Source organism: Shewanella sp. SW1 (assembly GCF_025653545.1).
Classification (GTDB): Bacteria; Pseudomonadota; Gammaproteobacteria; order Enterobacterales; family Shewanellaceae; genus Shewanella; species Shewanella oncorhynchi.
Window position 1 is genome coordinate 39,040 of sequence record NZ_JAKKSG010000028.1, and the last position, 19,194, is coordinate 58,233.

General features: G+C 46.3%; 26 protein-coding genes and 1 rRNA gene. 12 read left to right on the forward strand and 15 right to left on the reverse strand.

Going from position 1 to position 19,194, the window contains the following annotated elements; translation table 11 throughout:
• Positions 1 to 92 precede the first annotated feature (92 nt).
• A complete protein-coding gene (locus L5M71_RS20490; protein ID WP_411569138.1) occupies positions 93 to 1,862 on the forward strand; it encodes a terminase ATPase subunit family protein in 1,770 nt (589 codons plus the stop codon).
• Positions 1,862 to 2,911: a phage portal protein gene (locus L5M71_RS20495; protein WP_263209494.1), complete on the forward strand. Its 1,050-nt coding sequence runs from the start codon at positions 1,862 to 1,864 to the stop codon at positions 2,909 to 2,911. Before L5M71_RS20490 ends, L5M71_RS20495 begins: the two co-directional genes overlap by 1 nt.
• Positions 2,912 to 3,574: 663 nt before the next feature.
• Here L5M71_RS20495 and L5M71_RS20500 read toward each other — a convergent pair.
• The 13 genes from L5M71_RS20500 to L5M71_RS20560 form a co-directional block, all read right to left on the reverse strand.
• Entirely contained in the window at positions 3,575 to 3,925 is a 351-nt protein-coding gene (locus L5M71_RS20500; RefSeq protein ID WP_263209497.1) for an adhesin biosynthesis transcription regulatory family protein, read from the reverse strand.
• A complete protein-coding gene (locus L5M71_RS20505; RefSeq protein WP_263209499.1) occupies positions 3,922 to 4,104 on the reverse strand; it encodes a hypothetical protein in 183 nt (60 codons plus the stop codon). The genes L5M71_RS20500 and L5M71_RS20505 overlap by 4 nt, the downstream gene beginning before the upstream one ends.
• 37 nt (positions 4,105 to 4,141) lie before the next feature.
• The gene (locus tag L5M71_RS20510; protein WP_263209501.1) at positions 4,142 to 4,840 is read right to left on the reverse strand and encodes a DNA adenine methylase; all 699 of its coding nucleotides are present in this window, start codon (positions 4,838 to 4,840) and stop codon (positions 4,142 to 4,144) included.
• On the reverse strand, positions 4,837 to 7,194 hold the full coding sequence (locus L5M71_RS20515; protein WP_263209503.1) for a replication endonuclease: 2,358 nt from the start codon (positions 7,192 to 7,194) through the stop codon (positions 4,837 to 4,839). Before L5M71_RS20515 ends, L5M71_RS20510 begins: the two co-directional genes overlap by 4 nt.
• Before the next feature lie 313 nt (positions 7,195 to 7,507).
• Complete coding sequence (locus L5M71_RS20520) at positions 7,508 to 8,221, reverse strand: 3'-5' exonuclease (protein ID WP_263209505.1); 714 nt, start codon at positions 8,219 to 8,221, stop codon at positions 7,508 to 7,510.
• A complete protein-coding gene (locus L5M71_RS20525; RefSeq protein WP_263209507.1) occupies positions 8,218 to 8,445 on the reverse strand; it encodes a hypothetical protein in 228 nt (75 codons plus the stop codon). The genes L5M71_RS20520 and L5M71_RS20525 overlap by 4 nt, the downstream gene beginning before the upstream one ends.
• The gene (locus tag L5M71_RS20530; RefSeq protein ID WP_263209508.1) at positions 8,442 to 8,711 is read right to left on the reverse strand and encodes a hypothetical protein; all 270 of its coding nucleotides are present in this window, start codon (positions 8,709 to 8,711) and stop codon (positions 8,442 to 8,444) included. The genes L5M71_RS20525 and L5M71_RS20530 overlap by 4 nt, the downstream gene beginning before the upstream one ends.
• A gap of 2 nt (positions 8,712 to 8,713) precedes the next feature.
• Positions 8,714 to 8,953, reverse strand: coding sequence for a hypothetical protein (locus L5M71_RS20535; RefSeq protein ID WP_263209509.1), 240 nt, complete (start codon positions 8,951 to 8,953; stop codon positions 8,714 to 8,716).
• A 13-nt stretch (positions 8,954 to 8,966) separates the two neighbouring features.
• Entirely contained in the window at positions 8,967 to 9,335 is a 369-nt protein-coding gene (locus L5M71_RS20540; protein ID WP_263209511.1) for a hypothetical protein, read from the reverse strand.
• Positions 9,336 to 9,387: 52 nt separating this feature from the next.
• A complete protein-coding gene (locus tag L5M71_RS20545; RefSeq protein WP_263209513.1) occupies positions 9,388 to 9,585 on the reverse strand; it encodes a hypothetical protein in 198 nt (65 codons plus the stop codon).
• A gap of 22 nt (positions 9,586 to 9,607) precedes the next feature.
• Positions 9,608 to 9,853 (reverse strand): hypothetical protein, encoded by a 246-nt coding sequence (locus L5M71_RS20550; RefSeq protein WP_012197351.1) that lies wholly within the window; start codon positions 9,851 to 9,853, stop codon positions 9,608 to 9,610.
• Entirely contained in the window at positions 9,850 to 10,227 is a 378-nt protein-coding gene (locus L5M71_RS20555) for a hypothetical protein (protein WP_263209515.1), read from the reverse strand. Before L5M71_RS20555 ends, L5M71_RS20550 begins: the two co-directional genes overlap by 4 nt.
• 11 nt (positions 10,228 to 10,238) lie before the next feature.
• Entirely contained in the window at positions 10,239 to 10,475 is a 237-nt protein-coding gene (locus L5M71_RS20560) for a transcriptional regulator (RefSeq protein ID WP_263209518.1), read from the reverse strand.
• A 258-nt stretch (positions 10,476 to 10,733) separates the two neighbouring features.
• Between L5M71_RS20560 and L5M71_RS20565 the strand changes: the two genes are divergently transcribed.
• The 7 genes from L5M71_RS20565 to hemF all read left to right on the forward strand — a co-directional run bounded on the left by L5M71_RS20565 (position 10,734) and on the right by hemF (position 15,979).
• The gene (locus tag L5M71_RS20565) at positions 10,734 to 11,432 is read left to right on the forward strand and encodes a helix-turn-helix domain-containing protein (RefSeq protein WP_263209520.1); all 699 of its coding nucleotides are present in this window, start codon (positions 10,734 to 10,736) and stop codon (positions 11,430 to 11,432) included.
• Between the two features lie 34 nt (positions 11,433 to 11,466).
• Entirely contained in the window at positions 11,467 to 12,036 is a 570-nt protein-coding gene (locus L5M71_RS20570) for a PH domain-containing protein (protein ID WP_263209522.1), read from the forward strand.
• A gap of 41 nt (positions 12,037 to 12,077) precedes the next feature.
• The gene (locus tag L5M71_RS20575) at positions 12,078 to 12,542 is read left to right on the forward strand and encodes a hypothetical protein (RefSeq protein ID WP_263209524.1); all 465 of its coding nucleotides are present in this window, start codon (positions 12,078 to 12,080) and stop codon (positions 12,540 to 12,542) included.
• Positions 12,543 to 12,569: 27 nt separating this feature from the next.
• Complete coding sequence (locus tag L5M71_RS20580; RefSeq protein WP_263209526.1) at positions 12,570 to 13,526, forward strand: tyrosine-type recombinase/integrase; 957 nt, start codon at positions 12,570 to 12,572, stop codon at positions 13,524 to 13,526.
• Between the two features lie 241 nt (positions 13,527 to 13,767).
• Complete coding sequence (locus L5M71_RS20585) at positions 13,768 to 14,331, forward strand: type I DNA topoisomerase (RefSeq protein ID WP_131524497.1); 564 nt, start codon at positions 13,768 to 13,770, stop codon at positions 14,329 to 14,331.
• A gap of 147 nt (positions 14,332 to 14,478) precedes the next feature.
• Entirely contained in the window at positions 14,479 to 15,045 is a 567-nt protein-coding gene (locus L5M71_RS20590) for an L-threonylcarbamoyladenylate synthase (protein ID WP_131524496.1), read from the forward strand.
• A gap of 25 nt (positions 15,046 to 15,070) precedes the next feature.
• Entirely contained in the window at positions 15,071 to 15,979 is a 909-nt protein-coding gene (gene hemF / locus L5M71_RS20595; RefSeq protein WP_263209530.1) for an oxygen-dependent coproporphyrinogen oxidase, read from the forward strand.
• Positions 15,980 to 16,012: 33 nt separating this feature from the next.
• On the opposite strand, the gene L5M71_RS20600 is transcribed toward hemF, so the two are convergent.
• Entirely contained in the window at positions 16,013 to 16,450 is a 438-nt protein-coding gene (locus L5M71_RS20600; protein ID WP_263192904.1) for a group II truncated hemoglobin, read from the reverse strand.
• A gap of 153 nt (positions 16,451 to 16,603) precedes the next feature.
• Here L5M71_RS20600 and aroE point away from each other — a divergent pair, with 153 nt between their 5' ends.
• Both aroE and L5M71_RS20610 read left to right on the forward strand, forming a co-directional pair.
• Entirely contained in the window at positions 16,604 to 17,452 is an 849-nt protein-coding gene (aroE, locus tag L5M71_RS20605; protein ID WP_263209539.1) for a shikimate dehydrogenase, read from the forward strand.
• A gap of 5 nt (positions 17,453 to 17,457) precedes the next feature.
• On the forward strand, positions 17,458 to 17,733 hold the full coding sequence (locus L5M71_RS20610; protein WP_113941387.1) for a DUF1488 domain-containing protein: 276 nt from the start codon (positions 17,458 to 17,460) through the stop codon (positions 17,731 to 17,733).
• A 134-nt stretch (positions 17,734 to 17,867) separates the two neighbouring features.
• On the opposite strand, the gene L5M71_RS20615 is transcribed toward L5M71_RS20610, so the two are convergent.
• Positions 17,868 to 18,416: a gamma carbonic anhydrase family protein gene (locus tag L5M71_RS20615; protein ID WP_263209532.1), complete on the reverse strand. Its 549-nt coding sequence runs from the start codon at positions 18,414 to 18,416 to the stop codon at positions 17,868 to 17,870.
• Between the two features lie 556 nt (positions 18,417 to 18,972).
• Here L5M71_RS20615 and L5M71_RS20620 point away from each other — a divergent pair.
• Positions 18,973 to 19,194 (forward strand): 16S ribosomal RNA (locus tag L5M71_RS20620); the annotation flags it as partial.

Sequence of the window (19,194 nt, forward strand, 5' to 3'; positions counted from 1 at the left end):
GGCGATGATGGGCAAGGGCTTCGGGCGGTATAAGGAAACCGATACCGCTTAAACAGCAGGGTTTTCGGTATTGGGCTATTTACACTGGCGCCATGAAACTGAATCCCCAAATCTCTATAGATAAGAATCAACGCCAATATGCCAAAAATCTTTTTTGGCAAGGCTGGGCTGTCCGCGAGATTAGCCAGCATTTACAACTGCCTGAAAGTACCGTGTCGAGTTGGAAAAAGCGCGATGCCTGGGAAGATGCCAAACCCATTGACAGGGTGGACTCTGCGCTTGAAATGCGCATGCTGCAGCTGATCAACAAAGAGGATAAAGACGGCAAGGATTTTAAGGAGATAGACCTACTCGGTCGGCAGCTGGAGCGCATTGCCCGTATTACTCGCTATCACAATGGCGGTAATGAGGCAGACCTCAATCCGAACGTACAAAACCGCAACGCTGGACCGAAAAAGCTGCCGGTGAAGAACCATGTTAGCGAAGATGATTTGGAAAAGCTGATTGAAGCGTTCCAAGGCTCGATGTTTGCCTATCAAAAGGAATGGTACACAGCAGGACTCACCCAGCGTATACGCAATATTCTCAAGTCGAGACAAATTGGCGCGACGTACTTTTTTGCCCATGAAGCCATTATTGATGCGCTAGTAACGGGCCGTAACCAAATCTTTTTGTCGGCCAGTAAAGCGCAGGCCCATGTTTTTAAGCAGTACATCATTCAGTTCGTGAAGGATGTCACCGGCATTGAACTCAAGGGCGACCCGATTATGCTGCACAATGGCGCTATTCTGTATTTTTTAGGCACCAATGCCAGAACAGCCCAGTCTTACCACGGCAATTTATATCTTGATGAGTACTTCTGGATCCACAAGTTCCAAGAGTTCCGCAAAGTCTCCTCTGGCATGGCGATTCAAGCAAGATGGCGACAAACCTACATTTCTACTCCGTCATCAATTACTCACGATGCCTACCCGTTCTGGACTGGCACACTGTTTAACCGTGGCCGCCCAAAAGCCGATCGCATTGAGATTGATGTTAGCCATCGCGCCCTAGCAAATGGCCGCAAGTGTGAAGACGGTCAGTGGCGTCAAGTGGTCACGGTCGATGATGCTATCCGCAAAGGTTGCAACTTATTCGACCCCGATACCCTGCACTTAGAGTACAGCCCTGACGAATATTCAAACCTGCTGATGTGCGAGTTCATCGACGACACTATGTCGGTGTTCCCTATGGTGATGATGCAGCGCTGCATGGTCGATTCGTGGGAAGTGTGGACAGACTACAAGCCCTTTGCGCCAAGACCGCTGGCGCACCGTGAAGTGTGGATTGGATACGACCCAAACAAAGGCGGCAAAGGTGATAGTGCCGGTTGCATTGTGATCTGCCCACCTGCTGTGCCAGGCGGTAAGTTCCGTGTGATAGAAAAACACCGTTGGAACGGGATGGACTTTGAGGCACAGGCCAAAGCAATTCAGGATATCTGCAATAAATACAATGTGACTTTTATCGGTATCGATACCACAGGCCTTGGTGAGGCAGTGTATCAACTGGTGAAGAAGTTTTTCCCTCAGGTCACGCCATTCCTCTACAACCCTGTGCTGAAAAGTCAGATGGTGATCAAGGCTTATGACGTGATCAGTAAAGGCCGCTTGGAATATGACGCAGGCTGGACCGACCTAGCCCAGGCATTTATGAGCATTCGCAAAACCCTGACAGCCAACGGCAAACAAGTTACCTATGAATCCGCTCGCAGCGAAGAAATTAGCCACGCAGATATCGCGTGGGCTGCAATGCATGCGCTTTACAATGAGCCACTGGATACCAGCGGCACCAGTACATCGACGTTGGAGATTTACGACTAATGGCAAAATATAGAAAGGCTCGAACCATGGCAGCCAAACCGCAAGAGCAGCAAGGGCCGCAAGAGCAACGAATTGAGACCTTTACCTTTGGCGACCCCATGCCAGTACTGAGCCAACGGGAGATCTTCGACTATCTTGAGGCCATGTCTAACGGTAAATACTACGAGCCGCCGCTTTCATTGACTGGCCTTAGCCGCATTTATCGTGCTTCTGTGCATCATGCCAGCGCGATTCAGGTAAAGCGCAATATTCTAAAAAGTTGTTTTATTCCACACCCTAAGCTTAGCCTGTATGAGTTCAGCGCCATTGTTCTCGATTATCTGGTTTTTAATAATGCCTATGTGCAGGTCATTAAGAATCGCTTGGGTGGCGCGTTGAAGTATCAAGCCTCGCCGGCTAAATACACGCGGGTAGGTGTTAAACCTAATCAATTTTGGTGGGTGCCTAACTTTCACGAAGAGATGGAGTTTTCTGAATCATCAATTTTTCACGTAAAGGATCCAGACTTAAACCAAGAGGTTTATGGCATTCCCGACTATGTGGCCAGCATGAACTCGTCATTGCTGAATGAGAGTGCGACCCTGTTTAGGCGTCGGTACTACGAGAACGGCAGTCACGCTGGATTTATCATGTACCTTACCGACTCAACAGTGAACGAGAAAGATGTCGACAAGCTGCGTGAATCCCTAAGAAACAGCAAAGGCCCTGGCAACTTCCGCAATCTATTTCTGCATGCACCAGGTGGCAATAAGGATGGGATCAAATTAATCCCAGTGGCAGAAGTTGCAGCGAATGATGAGTTTTTGAGTATTAAGAACGTCAGCCGTGACGACCAGCTGGCATCGCACCGCGTACCGCCTCAACTCATGGGGATTGTGCCCAACAATACTGGCGGCTTTGGTGATGCCGGCAAGGCGGCACAGGTATTTGATGCTAACGAATTGGATTGTATTCGCCAGTCGCTACTGGCCATCAACGACTGGGCAGGTGAAGAGGTTATTCGCTTTAAGCCGTATCAATTAGCAACTGAAAGCAGTAAGCAGCCTTAGTTGCTAGGCTGATGATGTGTAACTAAATAACAAAAAAATGTAACTAAAACTACACTAGCAAACTGTTAAAAACCTACCGCCTACGGGCGGTTTTTTATTGCCTGCGTTTAGGCGCAATAGGAAGCGATTTAAGACCATAACATGACAGCGCACCCCAACACATCAACTACACCATGAACATTGCGCATGGCATCACCAGCACCCCCTGTATCAGACTATCCAGCACCTCTGGCGCGCCCTCGGACCCACGCCACGCCTGCGCGCTTTATCGGGTGAAAAAAACGCAGTAACGCGAGTCCCTAAAACCGCGCCAGCGCTGGCGGCTTTCAGTGATGTAACCTAGTTACAAAAAACGCAAAAAAACGCAAAAGCGATCATGCTGCGATCCCTAGATCCTTTGCGTAAAATATTTGCCATCACTCACCATTTTTATCTGTTGGTAGTGGTTTAAATTCTACTTCGCCTATTCTCTTAACTGGCATGCTGCCTGTGTAAAAGTTATGTAGCCATATGCGACCATCATATTCAGCAATGATTTTGCACATACACCATTTCACGCCACCAAGTTCTTTGTAAGTACAAGTTGCGCCAATTGTAGGTTTAAAAAAATCGACCATTACGATACATCTCTATGCTTACACTACTTATCTAGTGTGGTTTTTATTAATCATCGCCTGGCGGATTTCTATGGCCGTCTGTCAATAGCGGCGGATATCCGCCAGCTTGTTTTGCTTCAATGATCCGCTGTCTTAACTCGTCAAAGTTCTGCTCACCTTTACTCTTTTGTAGCGACGCATACTGCATCGCCAAGTCTGCTTTTTTGTTTAGCAACATTAATGCCTGGCTAAAATGCTGCTGGGTAACATGAAAGCGGGCATACGCGCGCTTAGCCGGTAGGCCTTCAACTAAATGAGCGCGCAGCGCATTTTTTTTATCTTCGCTACTGATGCCCGTCAACTGCAGCAATACCTCAAACTGTTCTGCGCTTTCACAGCCTTGAATCAGTGTTTTCATGCTTTCACCATCATTTTTTTAATTAATTGATTTGCCGTATAAATACTGTTGCTTAAATGCAATTCAGCAAGCCGAGGTAGGAAAATAAAGCATTGCCCTTTATAGCCATTTTCACGATGTTTGGCGGTGATGTAGGCTAATACGGTTTCATGATCGTCGTTGTTAAGCGTTAGTTTCATGGCTAATTCCTTGTTTTACACTTGAGTAAACATCGTTTTAATTGTCTATAGCGAGCAAAGCGGCCATCACGGCTTGGCGCTCCGCAGCCGGCATGGCCTCGAAGTTTTTTGCCCATCTTGCTGCTTTACGCTTGATTCGTTGGCGATCAGTAAAATCCTTTCCCGCAAACGTATGGTAATGCTGTTCGCCAGGATGAAAGCTGCACCATACTGTTTCCGTTCTGACTCCGCCGCGTGTCATAGCTTGGAAGTCTTTGCTATACCAATCAGCTAGCTCCGTGTCATATAAAGGATTTCGGTAACCAGAAATGATGATAAAAACATCCTTAAGTACGGATAGATGCTTAACAACAGTAAGCAGCTCCGCATGATCCGCATCAGTGAGCTCGTTTTTGTATCTTGCATTGCTTGTTCTGGTTGAGTGCACATAGGGTGGATCAAGATAAATCACCGTTTTGCCGCTTGGTGAAAACGCTTTTAGGTAGGTAATGGCGTTGGCATTGATGAGATTAATAGATAAATTTAGCGACTCTGCAGCATGGTCAAATTTATCTATGACACCAGGGTTAATTTCAATGCCAATACTATTTTTTGCTGGCGCTTTACGGCGCATGATTGCACCAGTGCCGAGGAACGCCTCGATATAAGTGTCATGTGGTGGCATCACGTTAATAATTGCCTGAAAAACACCACTCCCATTTTTAGCGCCTAAATAGCTTTGCTTAGCATCTGTCATAGATATTTCCGTCCATGGCCAACATAGACATTTGCGTCTGTACTCGATACAGCTGGTACCGCAAAGTTATATTTGTCTATGGTAGTTTTTCCCCACGTCTGCATTTCTGAGACGAGTTCATCAAGCGGAAGATCCCTAATTTCGTGATATCGATACGGCTCGTTCCGCAACTGACCATCATCAACCCACCATTCCCCGCCATCGGCATCCATCACCCTACAGCCATCGAACAGTAAACGCTCAATGTTGGCGGGATCAGTAATCCCCACCTGCGCAAGGTGCCTGATAATTCGGCTATCAACCTCCTCCAAAACAGGGTCTGTACAGTTATTCCTACAAGTCCAAGGAGAGCCAAAAGCCGAAGGCAACAGCGACATGCTCCACTTCGGCATCGCGTCTTTGAGTTCTTTGCGGGACAGGCGGCTTTCAGCATTCATGGCTCGATTAACGGTAAATAAATCTTTGCGGCGTTGCTTAAGTGCTTTGTATGCGTCTTGCTCTTCGTCAGTTGCTTTGCGCAATTTCCAGCGCTCGCCACGGGTGATGATTAAGCGCTTTTTACCAAAAGCGATGCCGTTAATGCCCTGAACGCGCTTTGTTACTTCGCCGTATTGGTTGCCCTCAGGGGTGAGTTCATAATTGAGTGACAGCTGTGCATGCTTCATCGCTTCTTCATAACCTTTCCAATCCGAGCTACAAGCTGCAGCCCTTACCGCTTCAATCTCAGGCGATTGCGGGCCTACTTTTAGCCGGCGCAATTCGCGCCATATCTGCACCGACTCAGCGCCATAAAACTGGTATTGCCGAATGCCATATCGACTCGCCCATGCCGCGATGCGGGCGGATGCTGTCTCAATGGTTTGGCCTGATTCCAGTTCAAGCTCTTGCTGGCCATGCATGTGATCCCCGGGGATGCCTTTAAGCAAGTACTTGATAAAGTAACCAGCAAGGCCGCTTTTTCCGTTCACATCCTTTCTGACGGGTTCTATCTTTAGCCTGTGCTCTGCTGCACCTGGTTCATCGCCATCAACCTGATAGGCGTACTTGGTAATAATTGCTCTCACTGCAGCTTCATGCTCAGGCTTAATCACCCACGCCATATGCCAGTGTGGCGTCGAGTCCTTATGCGGCTCAGCGACTCGAAACCCTAAAAACGGAATGTTGCGATAACCCAATGCCGAGCGCATTTTGGCAAAGGTATCAACGAGGTATTTCTGTGCTCGCTTGGCGTTGCCAAGATCCCACTTATGTGAATTGGAATGGTATTTACTCGGGCAAGTAAGCGTTACTGCAAGCGCAATCATGCCCGCAGCATCGGCGATTTCTTCTAAGCCGCGGTTACGCACTATCAGCTCTGTGACACGGTTTGTCGGGTTGGCGTTGCCCGCCATCGCCGCTTCAATCAGCGGTAAGATCACCCCGTCATCATTTTCAATCATGGTGCTTTCAAGCCACTGCATTGCAGTTCTTTGTTGTGACTGCCACTCACTAAAGCATTCATCGCTGATAAAGGGGGTTTGTTTGGTAACAAGGCCAGCCACTAAGCACAGGTGTTCACAGCACTGGTCGCGCAGTTTTAATAGCTTCTTGCCCCACCATTTTGGGCAGGTCATCCGCAATATTGCGCATTCAGCCGCTTCGTTAATGTGGTCAATGTGTGCCCCTTGCCAGTATGGCGGCTCGATGCTCCATGTTTTGCAGAGTTCGGCGGCAGCGTCATAGGCGTTAAAATAGGCCATGTCACTGTGGTCGGCAGCGGCAATCGCTTTAATCAGTATCATGCAAGCGTCAGCCATTTGTGAGGCTACCTGCTTAAGTTCCGTGGATTTGCGATGGCGCAACAATCTAAATGCACTAAATGGCGAGGCCGCAACTAATGCGCGGCTTTCAGGGGGCAAATCCTCATTATCATCAAGCTCCTGCGCTGAGTGCTTAACAAACTTCATGCCCGATATTTTATGAAATGGATATTTATGCCAAACCACTGTTAACTTTTTAATGGTTTCGCGTAAATACGCCGAGCCAGCAGCAATGCCGCCAGTATTTACACGTTGCTGATAGGTATTTTGTACTTTATTGCGCACATGGAATGACAGCGGAGCAATAACCTCAAACCCTTTTGCCGCGGTAAAACGCTCTGCTGGCTTATCGAAAATAGGCTCATACAAGCGAGTGGTATCAACCTTCTCACGCACGCCAGCAACAACCTCATCCTGCCACAAGTCCACCGGTGCTGCAGGCAAGCGCTCAGCCGCAACAGCAAATGCTGCCAGAACGTCATCAGCAAGCGGCGCTGGCAAATGCTGCAAACGCCGTTTGAAAGGAAGTTTATTTGAATGAATGCGCAAACTCATTGAGGGTTACAGCTCTCACTCGTTGTCTTACTGAAGTAGCTATGTGAAGTAACGGTTGAAACGTGACTAACCGCACCTAAAGTACACTCGAACGGCTCCTTAATCGTTCTAGCGATTTTTTTAGCCAGCAACACTTCACCACAGCCAAGCGACTGCCAGTAAAGGCAATCAAGCGCGCCAAATACCTCGGCTAATCTGATTAAACTCAGCTCGGTTGGGTCCTCGTGATGCTGCCTAAACCGAGTAATCATGTCTTCCCGACGGGAACGAAAGTGCCTGAGTAAATGTGCAAACAAATGGGACTTTTTAGCCATTACTCAGCCGCCATCTTTAAAATCAGCTCACGGGTAAGTTGGCAGTCATATAGCGCACGGTGCGCCGTTCCTGCTAACTCAATTCCCTGCTGCTTTGCGGCATTGACTAACGAATGCCACTTAAAATCACCATGGCCGTGATTCCAGTCGCCTTTGTACATGGCATACGCCAACATGGCGCAGTGGAATTGATAACGAGACATAGTCTTAAACAGCGGATGGGTAAGCGGATCTGTTTCACTAAAATTCGACAATGCTGAGCCGAGCATATTTCTATCAAATGCGGCGTTATAAGCGACCACTGGGCGGTCTTTAATGATGTCCGCCACGCGCAGCGACACCTCATTAAAATACGGCGCATCGGCCACCATTTCGTTAGTAATGCCGTGGATAGCAATCACTTCATCAGGGATAACACCAATAGGCTTAACTAAAGTGTCGAGTAACACCTCACCGCTTACAGCATCGATAATGCTGATCTCTACAATTTCACTGCCCCATTTAAGCCCTGTGGTTTCGGTGTCTAAAATCACAGCGCCATTATCTAACCAGCTCGAAGCTTGCACGCTGGCTGAAATATTGCCTGCAGATTTAATGTTTTCTAAATGTTCAACGTCATTCATTATTTTACCCTTTGAAATAATAAGTGTTCTTTCAGCTTCAGCTTTGCCCAAGTCAATCCCAACAAACCCAATGCATTTAAAGTCGCTCATACCGTTCCCTCTTGTAATTCTTCTAGGCTAATGCCCAGTTCTTTGGCTAACGCCATATCTTCAATACGTCTAGCGCGTTCACGCTGTTGGCGTTTTTCATCGCTAATACTTACCCGCGCGGCCAATGGCTTACCGTCACTTCTAACACCGTTAACGACATCGGTGCGTCTTGGATTGCCGCGCTTGTAGCCCAGTTCGGCAATGATTTGGCTATGCAGGCTCATGCGTGCACTCCCTGCGGCAATGGCCGCTTGAACAGCACTAAATCCCATAACGATTGTTTAGAAACAGACTTACCGTTAATGGCAACAACCTTGACCTTGCGATTGGGCAAAGGCGTCACCACGCACTGATATTTTTTTGAAGAACGAATGTTCGATAACTTGCCCGACGCACTCGCGGCCGAAATACCTAACTCGGCGGCTAACGTGCCAGCGCTGTAAAACTTGCCAGTGGCTAACATTCGTTCTGCTGCGGCTAACGTACACATGTCTAATCCTCCGCTTCGTTTTCCTGCGCTTCTTTAATGCAGCTTGGGCAGGCAACAGAACAGCTTTCATCGCTGGTTTCGTAGCTATGCCAGCCCTGTGAAGCGGCCATTGCAGCTGCATCACCAACGCTGGCATCAATTTCACTCGCGGCTAGATGGAGTTGTTTTTCACACATGAAACAGGTGATCACATAAAGCGAAACAACTCTGATTTCTGATAACTCAACATTGGCTAATTTCATAAATCCCCCTGTTCTAGTGCTCAGCCTCGGCCATCATTTGTTCATGTAGCCGCTCAAGCTCATCGCCCAGCTCGCTGCAAGCGTGATAAAGGGTGGAGTCACCCAGCACCAATAGCGCAACGCGCTCAAGCCCTTGGGCCATACCGCGATAACGTGCAGCACTGATAGGGTTTGCATCCGCGAGCGCATCACCATGGCGGGTATGCACATCCACCATTAGCCGGCGCATGCTGCTGTGGTAATGATTGTTAAGGTCAAAATTAAATTGGTTCATAAAGGCATTAGCCTCCTGCGCTGTGGTAAGCGCCGACAAAATTAGGGCGGGTGCTTGAATTAAAGGGGAAGTTACTGCTATGCTTTGTTTCATCATTTGGTGTGTCATTTGGTGTGTTCCCATTAAGTGATAAAGAGTTAAGTGATATAGGCCATAACTGTTAGCGCAGTTGTGGCTTTGTTTTTTCTGCTACTCTGGTTTTTCGTTTACCAACTTCATTCCCAAAATACTTACTGCGTAGATACGCAATCGAGCGGCGGCTCTTCTCCAACTTTGCTTCACTAAACTCTGCGAAAGCCGGTACTTGTACCCAATCTGGTACTTCAATCGTGGTGCCTTTTATTTGCCGATAATTCATCCCTTTCTCCTTACAAATAGGCTCAACGTATCCCGTTAAGCGTTGCCCAAGGGGCGGTGCGCTTTTGGGTTTCGTACACTTCGTCGGCCAGTTTTATCGCGCCAATCATATTGATATAGCGATTACCGCGGGCAACGGGCTGATACACAGGTAATAGGCCGTTATCCATCATGGTTTTGACCGTGGATAAATCCACGCCCATCCGCTCGGCATAACGCTCTGGAGAGAGAAACGGCGCAAAGTCTGCGCTAATCGTGATAGCCGTCATTGCTGCATTCCTTGCCATGCGTTGTGGTGCACAGTGGTAATGAGGTCATCGACCCGTTTACTCATCGGCGGCAATTGGTTGTTGAAGGCAACCCAGTAACGCCAAAGCTTTGTTAATTGGTCATTTCTAACCTTGAGCAAGTCAACAAGGTGCGGCACAGGGATGATGTCGCCAATCTCTTTACCAGTGTCCGGCCAATATCTATGTGTCGCGCTCAAAAACGCTTCATCTGTCATGCAAAAATACTGGATGCGCTCATCGATGCTTTTCAGCGGATGATTCACAGGATGAAAACCGCCACCATGCTTGGCAAAGTAATCACAAAATTCAGGGTTACTTAACGCAGTGCGGATATGAAAAGCGGTTGTGTTCATTGCTGCATTCCTTAGGCATTAACTTGCGGGTAACGGCTAGGCCAAATCACTTCAGGGGCAACCCCTATCGCCTCGGCAACAATTCGTTCGGCTTTTGGATACTTAACGCGAAAGACGTTGTTTAACGTGCCAGCTTTTAACTGCGCCTCAGCCGCCAACTGGTTTAGGCTTAAGCCGCGTTTTTCGAGCTCAGCTTTAATATCAGCGCGATGCCAATCGGCTGTTTCTGCTGTTTTTTTCGTTTTCATTGGTGTACCCTTTTACGTTAAGTTGTAACGGCTTGTTGTAAATACATTTGATGACATAAATAATGCTTTTGAACACATGCGATGTCAACACAAGAAATCAAATATTTCTTTGCATATTTTTATGTTTATGATTTTAAATGTTTTATTTTTTTATCGTTGACGTGGCACTTAGTGGGTTGTGTTTTTTTGTATTGAGAGATGACTTATCTGCTAGTTGATAAGTAAAAAATGAAATCTGACATGAAAAGAGGAACTTAAATGTCATCAAAAGAGTGGTTTTTAGCAAAAGACTTGGCTGGTATTGAAGGGATGCCAAAGTCACTTTCAAGCGTTAGTAGAAAAGCATCTTTAGAAAACTGGGAAAAAAGACAAGTTGATGGTGTTAAAGGAGTAACATTTGAGTACAGCATTAAGTCTCTTCCCGAGAAAACTAGAAATTTTTTACAGCAAGGCCAAACAACCAATGCGCCTTCCTTAGAAGAACCACCCATCAGCATCCCCTATTATGAAATTTATGCCTCGGCAGGCTCAGGGCTGATCCCGAGCGAAGGCGAATATTCACCCCACGGGATTAATATCTCCCCGCAAATTTTGCTTAACTTTGGCGTACCGCCAACGGAGTTATTTGCAATTGCGGTTAAAGGTGACTCGATGGAGCCTGCATTATTTGAAGGCGACATTATTATGGTCAAACGCATCAAACCGCCGATGTTAGTACTTGAGGGGGTTTATGTGCTGCGCATTGGTGGCGAACTGTTTATTAAGCGCATCCAGTTCAACAAGTTTGAAGCCTACCTACAGGTTGACAGTGATAATGATTTTTACCGTAGCTTCACCATTAAAGGTGAAGACTTAAATCAAGTTGAGATTATCGGCGAGGCCATGCTTGCCTTAGGCCGTATCCAACGCATTAATCCGCTGCGTTATCGCGCTAAAGAACAGCCAGTAAAACAATAAGGCACTGCAATCAAGTCAATTAAAGGGAGTTTTTATGTTTGATTTTAAAAATGCAACTGATTCAGAACGCCAATCTATGGCTAAAGAAATAGCCAAATCTGTTGGCGATGATATGTTTGCCACCAAGAAAGAGTTGCGCCACCTTCCCGAAGTACTTAAAGACGGCGAAATGGTAATTGGGTTTTCTTCTGGACTTATGGATAACAATACCTGGCTAATTTGTCTCACTGACTCTCGCCTAATATTTTTAGATAAAGGCATGTTATACGGCTTAAAACAATCGGTAATTGCACTAGACAAAATAGCATCAGTAACTTATTCCACCGGTATGTTTTTTGGTAAAATTGAAATTAATCTTGGCTCAAAAAGTCATAAAATTGACAACCTACCAAAAGCCGCAGCAAAGAATTTAACTAACCTGATTGAATTACAAATATCCGCTAATAAGCAGCAACCAGTGCCATCAATGACTGCCCAATCGACTAAGCCTCCCGCTCAAGATTCTTATGAAAAACTGCTCAAACTTGGTGAACTAAAAGATAAAGGTTTTATAACGGAAGAAGAGTTCGCTATCGAAAAACGAAAAATATTAGCAAATACCTAACTCTTAAACTGCTTATAAAATCAAAAATGAAGGAACATACGATGAGATGGATAGTAGTTTTTTTAACGCTATGTTTATTTATACCAACAGCCACAGCTATTTCAATATCAGATTTTTGTAAAGAAGAACACGGTAACGACTTCGAACTCTATGAATACTGCGTAAAAGAACAAACCCAAGCTAAGCGTAAAGTTGACCAAGAGCCCAAAGACGAAGTGACAGCGTATTGCCTCGAAGAGTATGCCGAAGATTATGACATGCAATCCCACTGCATTAAGGAACAGCGCCAAGCCAAGCGGAAAGTCACTCAGGAGCAAAAAGACGAAATTACTGAGTATTGCCTCGAAGAATACACCGAAGATTATGATATGCAGGCTTACTGTATTAAAGAGCAACGCAGAGCTAAAAAGAGAACTGCTAATTACCCTGCTGAGCTTGTAGCTTCATGCCAAAAAGAATGGGGAGTTGACTATGAAATGGTCGAATCCTGCCTTAAAGGTGATTAACATATAGCCATAAAGTTAAGGGTTGTAATGAGCATTACTAAAGTTGATGGTGGCTACCGTATTGATATTCGCCCCTCTGGCCGCAATGGTAAGCGTTATCGACGCACGTTTGAGACCAAAACCGAAGCTGTGAAGTATGAAAAATACATATTGTCGCAGCACCATAATAAAGAATGGCTAGATGCGCCTATTGATAGGCGCCCATTGCTGGAGTTAATTGAGCGTTGGTTTCATTTACATGGCAAAAACTTAAAAGAGGGTGAAAACACCCGTAAAAAGTTAATTGCCACTTGTAAGTTGATGGATAACCCGCAAAGCCAACAAGTTAACACCAGCTTTTATTTAAACTATCGGGCGCGGCGGTTAGATAAGATTACCCCTAAAACAGCTAATCTTGAGTTTGAGCGCCTGCACTCGGTATACAGCGTACTTATTGCTGCTGGAGAATTCCCCGGCGAGCATCCTCTCAAATCGGTTTCGCTAGTCAAAACCCCAGCGAGAGACATGGCATTTTTGTCTAAGCCGCAAATTGATCATCTGCTCAGTTTGCTCTCTGGTGATATGCGGCTGATTGTAAAAATCTGCTTGAGTACTGGCGCACGTTGGAGTGAGGCCCAGAACCTTACCAGCTCACAGATATTAAAAGACCGTATTAATTTTATAGATACCAAGAATGGCAAGAATCGTACAGTTCCAATTACACGCGAGCTGCGTGCAAAACTACCCATAGGTAATGGCCGCTTGTTTGCTGATTGCTACAAGCCGTTTCTTGCCGTGTTAAAATCTTCTGGTATTGAGCTACCTAAGAGCCAAGCTAGTCACGTATTGCGCCACACGTTTGCATCGCACTTTGTGATGAACGGTGGCAATATCCTCACATTACAAAAAATACTTGGGCATGGTTCGATTCAAATGACGATGCGCTATGCTCATTTGGCACCTGACCATTTATTCGAAGCGACGCGCTTTAATCCTTTAGCATGATCCACAAAATGCCCACATTGGTTTTTGTTAGTTCGATTTACTTTGATTTAGATTGGTTTTGTTGCTTGCAAAAAATAAATTAACTCACTGTTATAAATAATAAATTTACTAAAATCATGTGTTTATGACTTATGTTCCAAATGGTTTAATAAGAGGCTAAGACCTCCTTTTTTGATGCCATAAATTCCTTGATGGCACTGCGCTTGATATCCTAATGCGCTACGACAGGTGGTGAATGATTATGTCTAAGATTGATGAACAATTATTTAGTGCCCACGAACACGCACTGGAAAAAGAATACGAACTTTGTCCCGAATGTGGCAGCGAGTTATCGGTCAAACACAGTAAGCACGGCGGTTTTATTGGCTGTAATAATTACCCTAGCTGTAATTACACTCGACCCTTAGTGCAGCACGAATCTATTGAAACTCAAGTGATTGAAGGTTCTGTATGCCCTGAATGCGGTCACGAACTGGCGGTAAAGTCTGGGCGCTTTGGGATCTTTATTGGGTGTACTCAATATCCTAGCTGCACGCATATTGAAAAACAGGATCAAGCGAGTGATAAGCCTGACATTCCTTGCCCTGAATGCAAAGCGGGTAAGCTTGAGCACAGAACGAGTCGCTTCGGAAAGAGTTTTTATGCCTGCAGTGCTTACCCTAAGTGCAAGTTTATTGTGAATTATCCTCCGGTTGCTGAAGATTGCCCGAGTTGTGGTTTTGGGATCTTAGTCGAGCGTAAAGGTGCGGCTGGGATGCGTTTAGAATGCCCGCAAAAAAGCTGTAAATACAAAAGACCACTTTAGTTTATTGTGTGACCTGCATCTTAATATTTGGCCGATGAAAGTGGCTTGCGTATAATCCTCGGCTGACCGCTGATGGGGCGGTCAGTATTCGAATTTATCCAATAATTTGATTGTTGAAATCGACAATACTCAAAAGGTGATCCTAAGATGTTGCAGCTGCACCCATCTGACATAAAAGATATTGTGCTTAACGGTGGTGTTATCGCTTATCCAACCGAGGCCGTTTATGGCCTAGGTTGCGACCCAGATAATGACACTGCTATCCAAAAGTTATTGGCTGTAAAACAGCGCCCATGGCAGAAAGGACTGATCTTAGTCGCCAGTGATTTTCAGCAGCTTTTAGCCTATGTTGATGAATCACAATTAACGGCTGAGCAGCTCGAATTTGCATTTTCCAAGTGGCCAGGGCCTTTTACCTTTGTCATGCCAATCAAAGCGCATGTTTCAAAATACCTCTGTGGCGAATTTGACTCTATCGCAGTGCGAGTGTCGGCCCATGCTGGAGTACAAGCCCTGTGCCGCGCATTTAATAAACCTTTAGTGTCGACCAGCGCTAACCTTGCAGGTGAAGATCCTGCATTAACTGCCGCTGAAATCCTCGCCGATTTTACCGGTAAAATCGATGCACTGGTATTAGGCGAACTCGGCGAACAACGTCAGCCCTCGACCATTATCGATGCGCGAAGCGGTAAGATTTTACGAAATGGACAATGAGCAAACCAATAATAAGGATAACAAGATGAGTGTGCCTGATGTTGCAGTGGTAAAAGCGTTTTTAATCGATCTACAAAACCGAATTTGTGCTGGTTTACAGGCGCTGGATGGCCAAGCCACGTTCGCCGCCGATTCATGGACTCGCGCCGAAGGCGGTGGTGGTACGAGCCGAGTATTAACCCAAGGTGCAGTGTTCGAGCAAGCTGGGGTTAACTTTTCCCATGTGACTGGCGCTGCTATGCCTGTGTCGGCTACGGCGCATCGCCCTGAGTTAGCGGGCCGTAGTTTTGAAGCTATGGGCGTTTCTTTAGTTATTCATCCTAATAATCCTTATATCCCAACGACTCATGCCAATGTGCGTTTCTTTATTGCTCAAAAAGAGGGCGCCGATCCCGTGTGGTGGTTTGGCGGTGGCTTTGATTTAACGCCTTATTATCCTTTCGAGGAAGATGTGCGCGAGTGGCACCAGACTTCTAAGGATATTTGCGCGCCTTTCGGGGATGAGGTTTATCCCAAGTATAAGAAATGGTGCGATGAGTATTTCTTCCTACCGCATCGTAATGAAACTCGCGGTGTGGGCGGACTGTTTTTCGATGACTTGAATCAAGCAGGATTCGAGCAAAGCTTTAGCTTTATGCAAGCCGTGGGCAATGGCTTCTTAACGGCCTATGCGCCGATTGTTGAGCGTCGTAAAGATACTGAGTTCGGTGAGCGTGAGCGTCAGTTCCAACTCTATCGCCGTGGTCGTTATGTTGAGTTCAACTTAGTCTACGACAGGGGCACTTTGTTTGGCCTGCAGACAGGCGGCCGTACCGAGTCTATCTTAATGTCGATGCCGCCATTAGTGCGTTGGCAATATGCTTATACACCAGAGGCGGGAAGCCCAGAGGCAGATTTGTATGATAACTACCTCAAACCCCGCGACTGGGTTTAGCCGTTAATCATAAAAAGTAGAGCCATATCCACGTTATTGATTACGCATATGATCGGCCAGAGTTGAAATCGCCTCAAAGATGGCGGCTCGATGCTCTGGCTTATTAATGTTTTCTTCAATCGCAAATTTCATACAAAACAGCCATTGATCCCGCATCGCCTCATCGACGGCGAAATGCATGTGCCGTGCTCGCAATGCGGGATGACCATATTTCTGCTGATAGAGCTGCGGCCCGCCGAGCCAACCACTTAAAAATTCGAACAACTTCTGCTCTGATTCCGCAATTGGCGCTCTATGAATGGCAAGCAGTGTTGTCGTTTCTGCAGAGCTTGCCATCTTCTGATAAAAACTCTTTGCGATAGCACGTATCACCTGTTCGCCGCCGATTAAATCATAGGCGTTAGATTGACTCGGATCGCGATCATCCTGTGGCGGAGTGTGTTTACTAAAAATCTTTTTAAGCCAGTTCATTGGAATAGTCGTTCACTAAAATAGAGAGTATTGAGCCGATGGCGCATTATAGCGTGAAACCCAGCGTGAAATTTAGTTGAGCATAATTCGTCTTGCCTAGGCTCAAAAGCGCGGTAGACTGCAAAGCTATTGAACCTAAAATTTAATATCGCTATGACAGACAGATACGCAGTGTTTGGCAATCCAATTAGCCACAGTAAATCGCCGTTCATCCATGGACAATTTGCCGCGCCCACCCAAGAGTTATTAACCTATGAAGCCATTCTTGCTCCGGTCGATGGTTTTGAAGCCTCACTGACGGCGTTTTTCAATGCGGGCGGCAAGGGCGCGAATGTGACAGTGCCTTTTAAGGAGCAAGCTTTTGCGCTGTGTGACAGTCTCAGCCCAGAGGCCAAGCTTGCTGGCGCGGTAAACACCTTAAGTTTATTGGCCGATGGCACTATTCGCGGTGATAACACCGATGGCTTAGGGCTGGTGGCCGATCTCATCGCTAACTTAGGCAGCCTGCAAGATAAGCGCGTGTTACTTATGGGTGCTGGTGGTGCGGCGCGCGGTTGTATTCTACCGTTATTAAATGCGGGAATTGCGCAGCTGATCATCAGTAATCGCACTCACACTAAGGCACAGCTTCTGGTCGATATCTTTACTTCGGTGGATAACGGTGCTTTCGCAAATAGAGTCACCGCCGTAGAAATGAATGAGCTTGTGGGCGAGTTCGATATCATCATCAATTCAACTTCGGCGAGTCTTGCGGGCGAGTTGCCAACTTTGCCAGCGCATATCATCACTACCCAAACTGTTTGTTATGACATGATGTACGGCGCCTCGGTCACCGCTTTTAACCAATGGGCGCTATCTCAAGGTGCAGCTAAGGTTATTGATGGGCTCGGCATGTTAGTCGGACAAGCGGCTAAGAGTTTTACCCTATGGCGAGGTATCGAGCCCGATACTCAAGTGGTATTAAATCTTTTGAGGGATAAACTCATGGCCGAGCCTAAGTAGGAAGCATGAATCAAAGTATTCTTTTTCCCGAACTGCAATATTGGGACGACGCCCACAAGCGAGTCTGCTTTATCGCGCAGTCACAGGGGATGAACATTAAGTGCTATATCAGTGTGAATAAGTTAGCCGAGCTGAATGATTTCTCTGAACAGCCGAGTGCCAATGAAGCCGCTGCTATGCTGGCATTGTTTGATGCGGTGAGATTTGATGCCGAAGAAATGGCGGAAGACTTAATTGAAGCCGAAGAGTTTGATGAGTTTGGGGCAGTACACTTAGGCTAAACTTATCGAACTCAGATAGTTTTCTGAATCAGCGAATAGTAAAAGGCGGTAGAGACTCAATGAGTCTCTACCGCCTTTCTTATATAGCTATAGTGACACTAAGCGACTAACTATAAGAGATTAGCTATAAGTGATTAGATGTTTTGTAACTCAACTAAGTATTCGTTTTTCAGTCTGACATAGTTGTCGGCAGATTCTGGCAAAAAGGCAATTTCGGCAGGCGTTAATGGGCGAGCCTGCTTAACTGGGCTGCCTACATATAAATAGCCACTCTGTAATACCTTGCCCGGTGGCACTAAAGAACCCGCACCTAAGATCACATCATCTTCTAAAATCGCACCGTCGAGAATAATCGCACCCATGCCTACTAATACTCGGTTACCGACTTTGCAACCGTGAAGCATAGCCTTGTGACCAATAGTCACATCATCACCAATAATCAGTGGATGACCATCGGGACGAGCAGCTGACTTACGCGTTACATGCAATATGCTACCGTCTTGTACGTTCGAGCGCTTACCAATACTAATATGGTTAACATCACCACGCGCCGCCACCATAGGCCAAATACTGGCATCAGTATCTAACGCAATATCGCCAACAAGCACCGAAGCTTCATCTACATACACATTATTGCCTAATTGAGGATGAATACCTTGGTAAGTTCTGAGTGGCCCTGACATAGAAAAGTCCCTAATTGAGTGGTTTTTTGCATTATAAAGGTTAAAAACTAGCGGGTCAGGTCAAATATCCAACGAACAGTGAGAAAATGACAATTATCTTAAAAATAGGGGTTGCGCACTTTCTCAATCTCCCTATAATGCGCATCCACTGACACGGCTGACAGCGAAAGCAAGCTGGCGAGTTAGATTGAATTGAATGGCTTTTAACCACTTAATTCAATCGCAGCAAGAAGTTGAAAATACTCCTTGACGCGAAACGGGAAATGCGTAGAATACGCAGCCCTAGCCACCTGGAAGCGTTCGGCGCTCAGTGTGGTACTCAAGTTCTCTTACGAGGTTGAGTTGCTCTTTAACAAGATAAAACAAGAAATCTGTGTGGACACTCACAGGTGTTGAGTTAATCGAAACTGCTTAGCCTTCGGGTTGGCAGTCAAAAATTTAAATCAATGTAACAATGAGTGTTCATAGCAATATGTACAGTTTGTTTCTTTAGCGAGAAACAAAAAATCAGAATTCATTGAGCCGCTGAAGTCGCAAGACGGAGGCAACAAAACTTTAATTGAAGAGTTTGATCATGGCTCAGATTGAACGCTGGCGGCAGGCCTAACACATGCAAGTCGAGCGGCAGCACAAGGGAGTTTACTTCTGAGGTGGCGAGCGGCGGACGGGTGAGTAATGCCTAGGGATCTGCCCAGTCGAGGGGGATAACAGTTGGAAACGACTGCTAATACCGCATACGCCCTACGGGGGAAAGGAGGGGACCTTCGGGCCTTCCGCG

Excerpts from the sequence above, each read along its gene's own strand:
- L5M71_RS20490 (WP_411569138.1), top strand. The coding sequence starts at position 93 with ATGAAACTGAATCCCCAAATCTCTATAGATAAGAATCAACGCCAATAT.
- L5M71_RS20495 (WP_263209494.1), top strand. The coding sequence starts at position 1,862 with ATGGCAAAATATAGAAAGGCTCGAACCATGGCAGCCAAACCGCAAGAG.
- L5M71_RS20500 (WP_263209497.1), bottom strand. The coding sequence starts at position 3,925 with ATGAAAACACTGATTCAAGGCTGTGAAAGCGCAGAACAGTTTGAGGTA.
- L5M71_RS20505 (WP_263209499.1), bottom strand. The coding sequence starts at position 4,104 with ATGAAACTAACGCTTAACAACGACGATCATGAAACCGTATTAGCCTAC.
- L5M71_RS20510 (WP_263209501.1), bottom strand. The coding sequence starts at position 4,840 with ATGACAGATGCTAAGCAAAGCTATTTAGGCGCTAAAAATGGGAGTGGT.
- L5M71_RS20515 (WP_263209503.1), bottom strand. The coding sequence starts at position 7,194 with ATGAGTTTGCGCATTCATTCAAATAAACTTCCTTTCAAACGGCGTTTG.
- L5M71_RS20520 (WP_263209505.1), bottom strand. The coding sequence starts at position 8,221 with ATGAGCGACTTTAAATGCATTGGGTTTGTTGGGATTGACTTGGGCAAA.
- L5M71_RS20525 (WP_263209507.1), bottom strand. The coding sequence starts at position 8,445 with ATGAGCCTGCATAGCCAAATCATTGCCGAACTGGGCTACAAGCGCGGC.
- L5M71_RS20530 (WP_263209508.1), bottom strand. The coding sequence starts at position 8,711 with ATGTGTACGTTAGCCGCAGCAGAACGAATGTTAGCCACTGGCAAGTTT.
- L5M71_RS20535 (WP_263209509.1), bottom strand. The coding sequence starts at position 8,953 with ATGAAATTAGCCAATGTTGAGTTATCAGAAATCAGAGTTGTTTCGCTT.
- L5M71_RS20540 (WP_263209511.1), bottom strand. The coding sequence starts at position 9,335 with ATGACACACCAAATGATGAAACAAAGCATAGCAGTAACTTCCCCTTTA.
- L5M71_RS20545 (WP_263209513.1), bottom strand. The coding sequence starts at position 9,585 with ATGAATTATCGGCAAATAAAAGGCACCACGATTGAAGTACCAGATTGG.
- L5M71_RS20550 (WP_012197351.1), bottom strand. The coding sequence starts at position 9,853 with ATGACGGCTATCACGATTAGCGCAGACTTTGCGCCGTTTCTCTCTCCA.
- L5M71_RS20555 (WP_263209515.1), bottom strand. The coding sequence starts at position 10,227 with ATGAACACAACCGCTTTTCATATCCGCACTGCGTTAAGTAACCCTGAA.
- L5M71_RS20560 (WP_263209518.1), bottom strand. The coding sequence starts at position 10,475 with ATGAAAACGAAAAAAACAGCAGAAACAGCCGATTGGCATCGCGCTGAT.
- L5M71_RS20565 (WP_263209520.1), top strand. The coding sequence starts at position 10,734 with ATGTCATCAAAAGAGTGGTTTTTAGCAAAAGACTTGGCTGGTATTGAA.
- L5M71_RS20570 (WP_263209522.1), top strand. The coding sequence starts at position 11,467 with ATGTTTGATTTTAAAAATGCAACTGATTCAGAACGCCAATCTATGGCT.
- L5M71_RS20575 (WP_263209524.1), top strand. The coding sequence starts at position 12,078 with ATGAGATGGATAGTAGTTTTTTTAACGCTATGTTTATTTATACCAACA.
- L5M71_RS20580 (WP_263209526.1), top strand. The coding sequence starts at position 12,570 with ATGAGCATTACTAAAGTTGATGGTGGCTACCGTATTGATATTCGCCCC.
- L5M71_RS20585 (WP_131524497.1), top strand. The coding sequence starts at position 13,768 with ATGTCTAAGATTGATGAACAATTATTTAGTGCCCACGAACACGCACTG.
- L5M71_RS20590 (WP_131524496.1), top strand. The coding sequence starts at position 14,479 with ATGTTGCAGCTGCACCCATCTGACATAAAAGATATTGTGCTTAACGGT.
- hemF (WP_263209530.1), top strand. The coding sequence starts at position 15,071 with ATGAGTGTGCCTGATGTTGCAGTGGTAAAAGCGTTTTTAATCGATCTA.
- L5M71_RS20600 (WP_263192904.1), bottom strand. The coding sequence starts at position 16,450 with ATGAACTGGCTTAAAAAGATTTTTAGTAAACACACTCCGCCACAGGAT.
- aroE (WP_263209539.1), top strand. The coding sequence starts at position 16,604 with ATGACAGACAGATACGCAGTGTTTGGCAATCCAATTAGCCACAGTAAA.
- L5M71_RS20610 (WP_113941387.1), top strand. The coding sequence starts at position 17,458 with ATGAATCAAAGTATTCTTTTTCCCGAACTGCAATATTGGGACGACGCC.
- L5M71_RS20615 (WP_263209532.1), bottom strand. The coding sequence starts at position 18,416 with ATGTCAGGGCCACTCAGAACTTACCAAGGTATTCATCCTCAATTAGGC.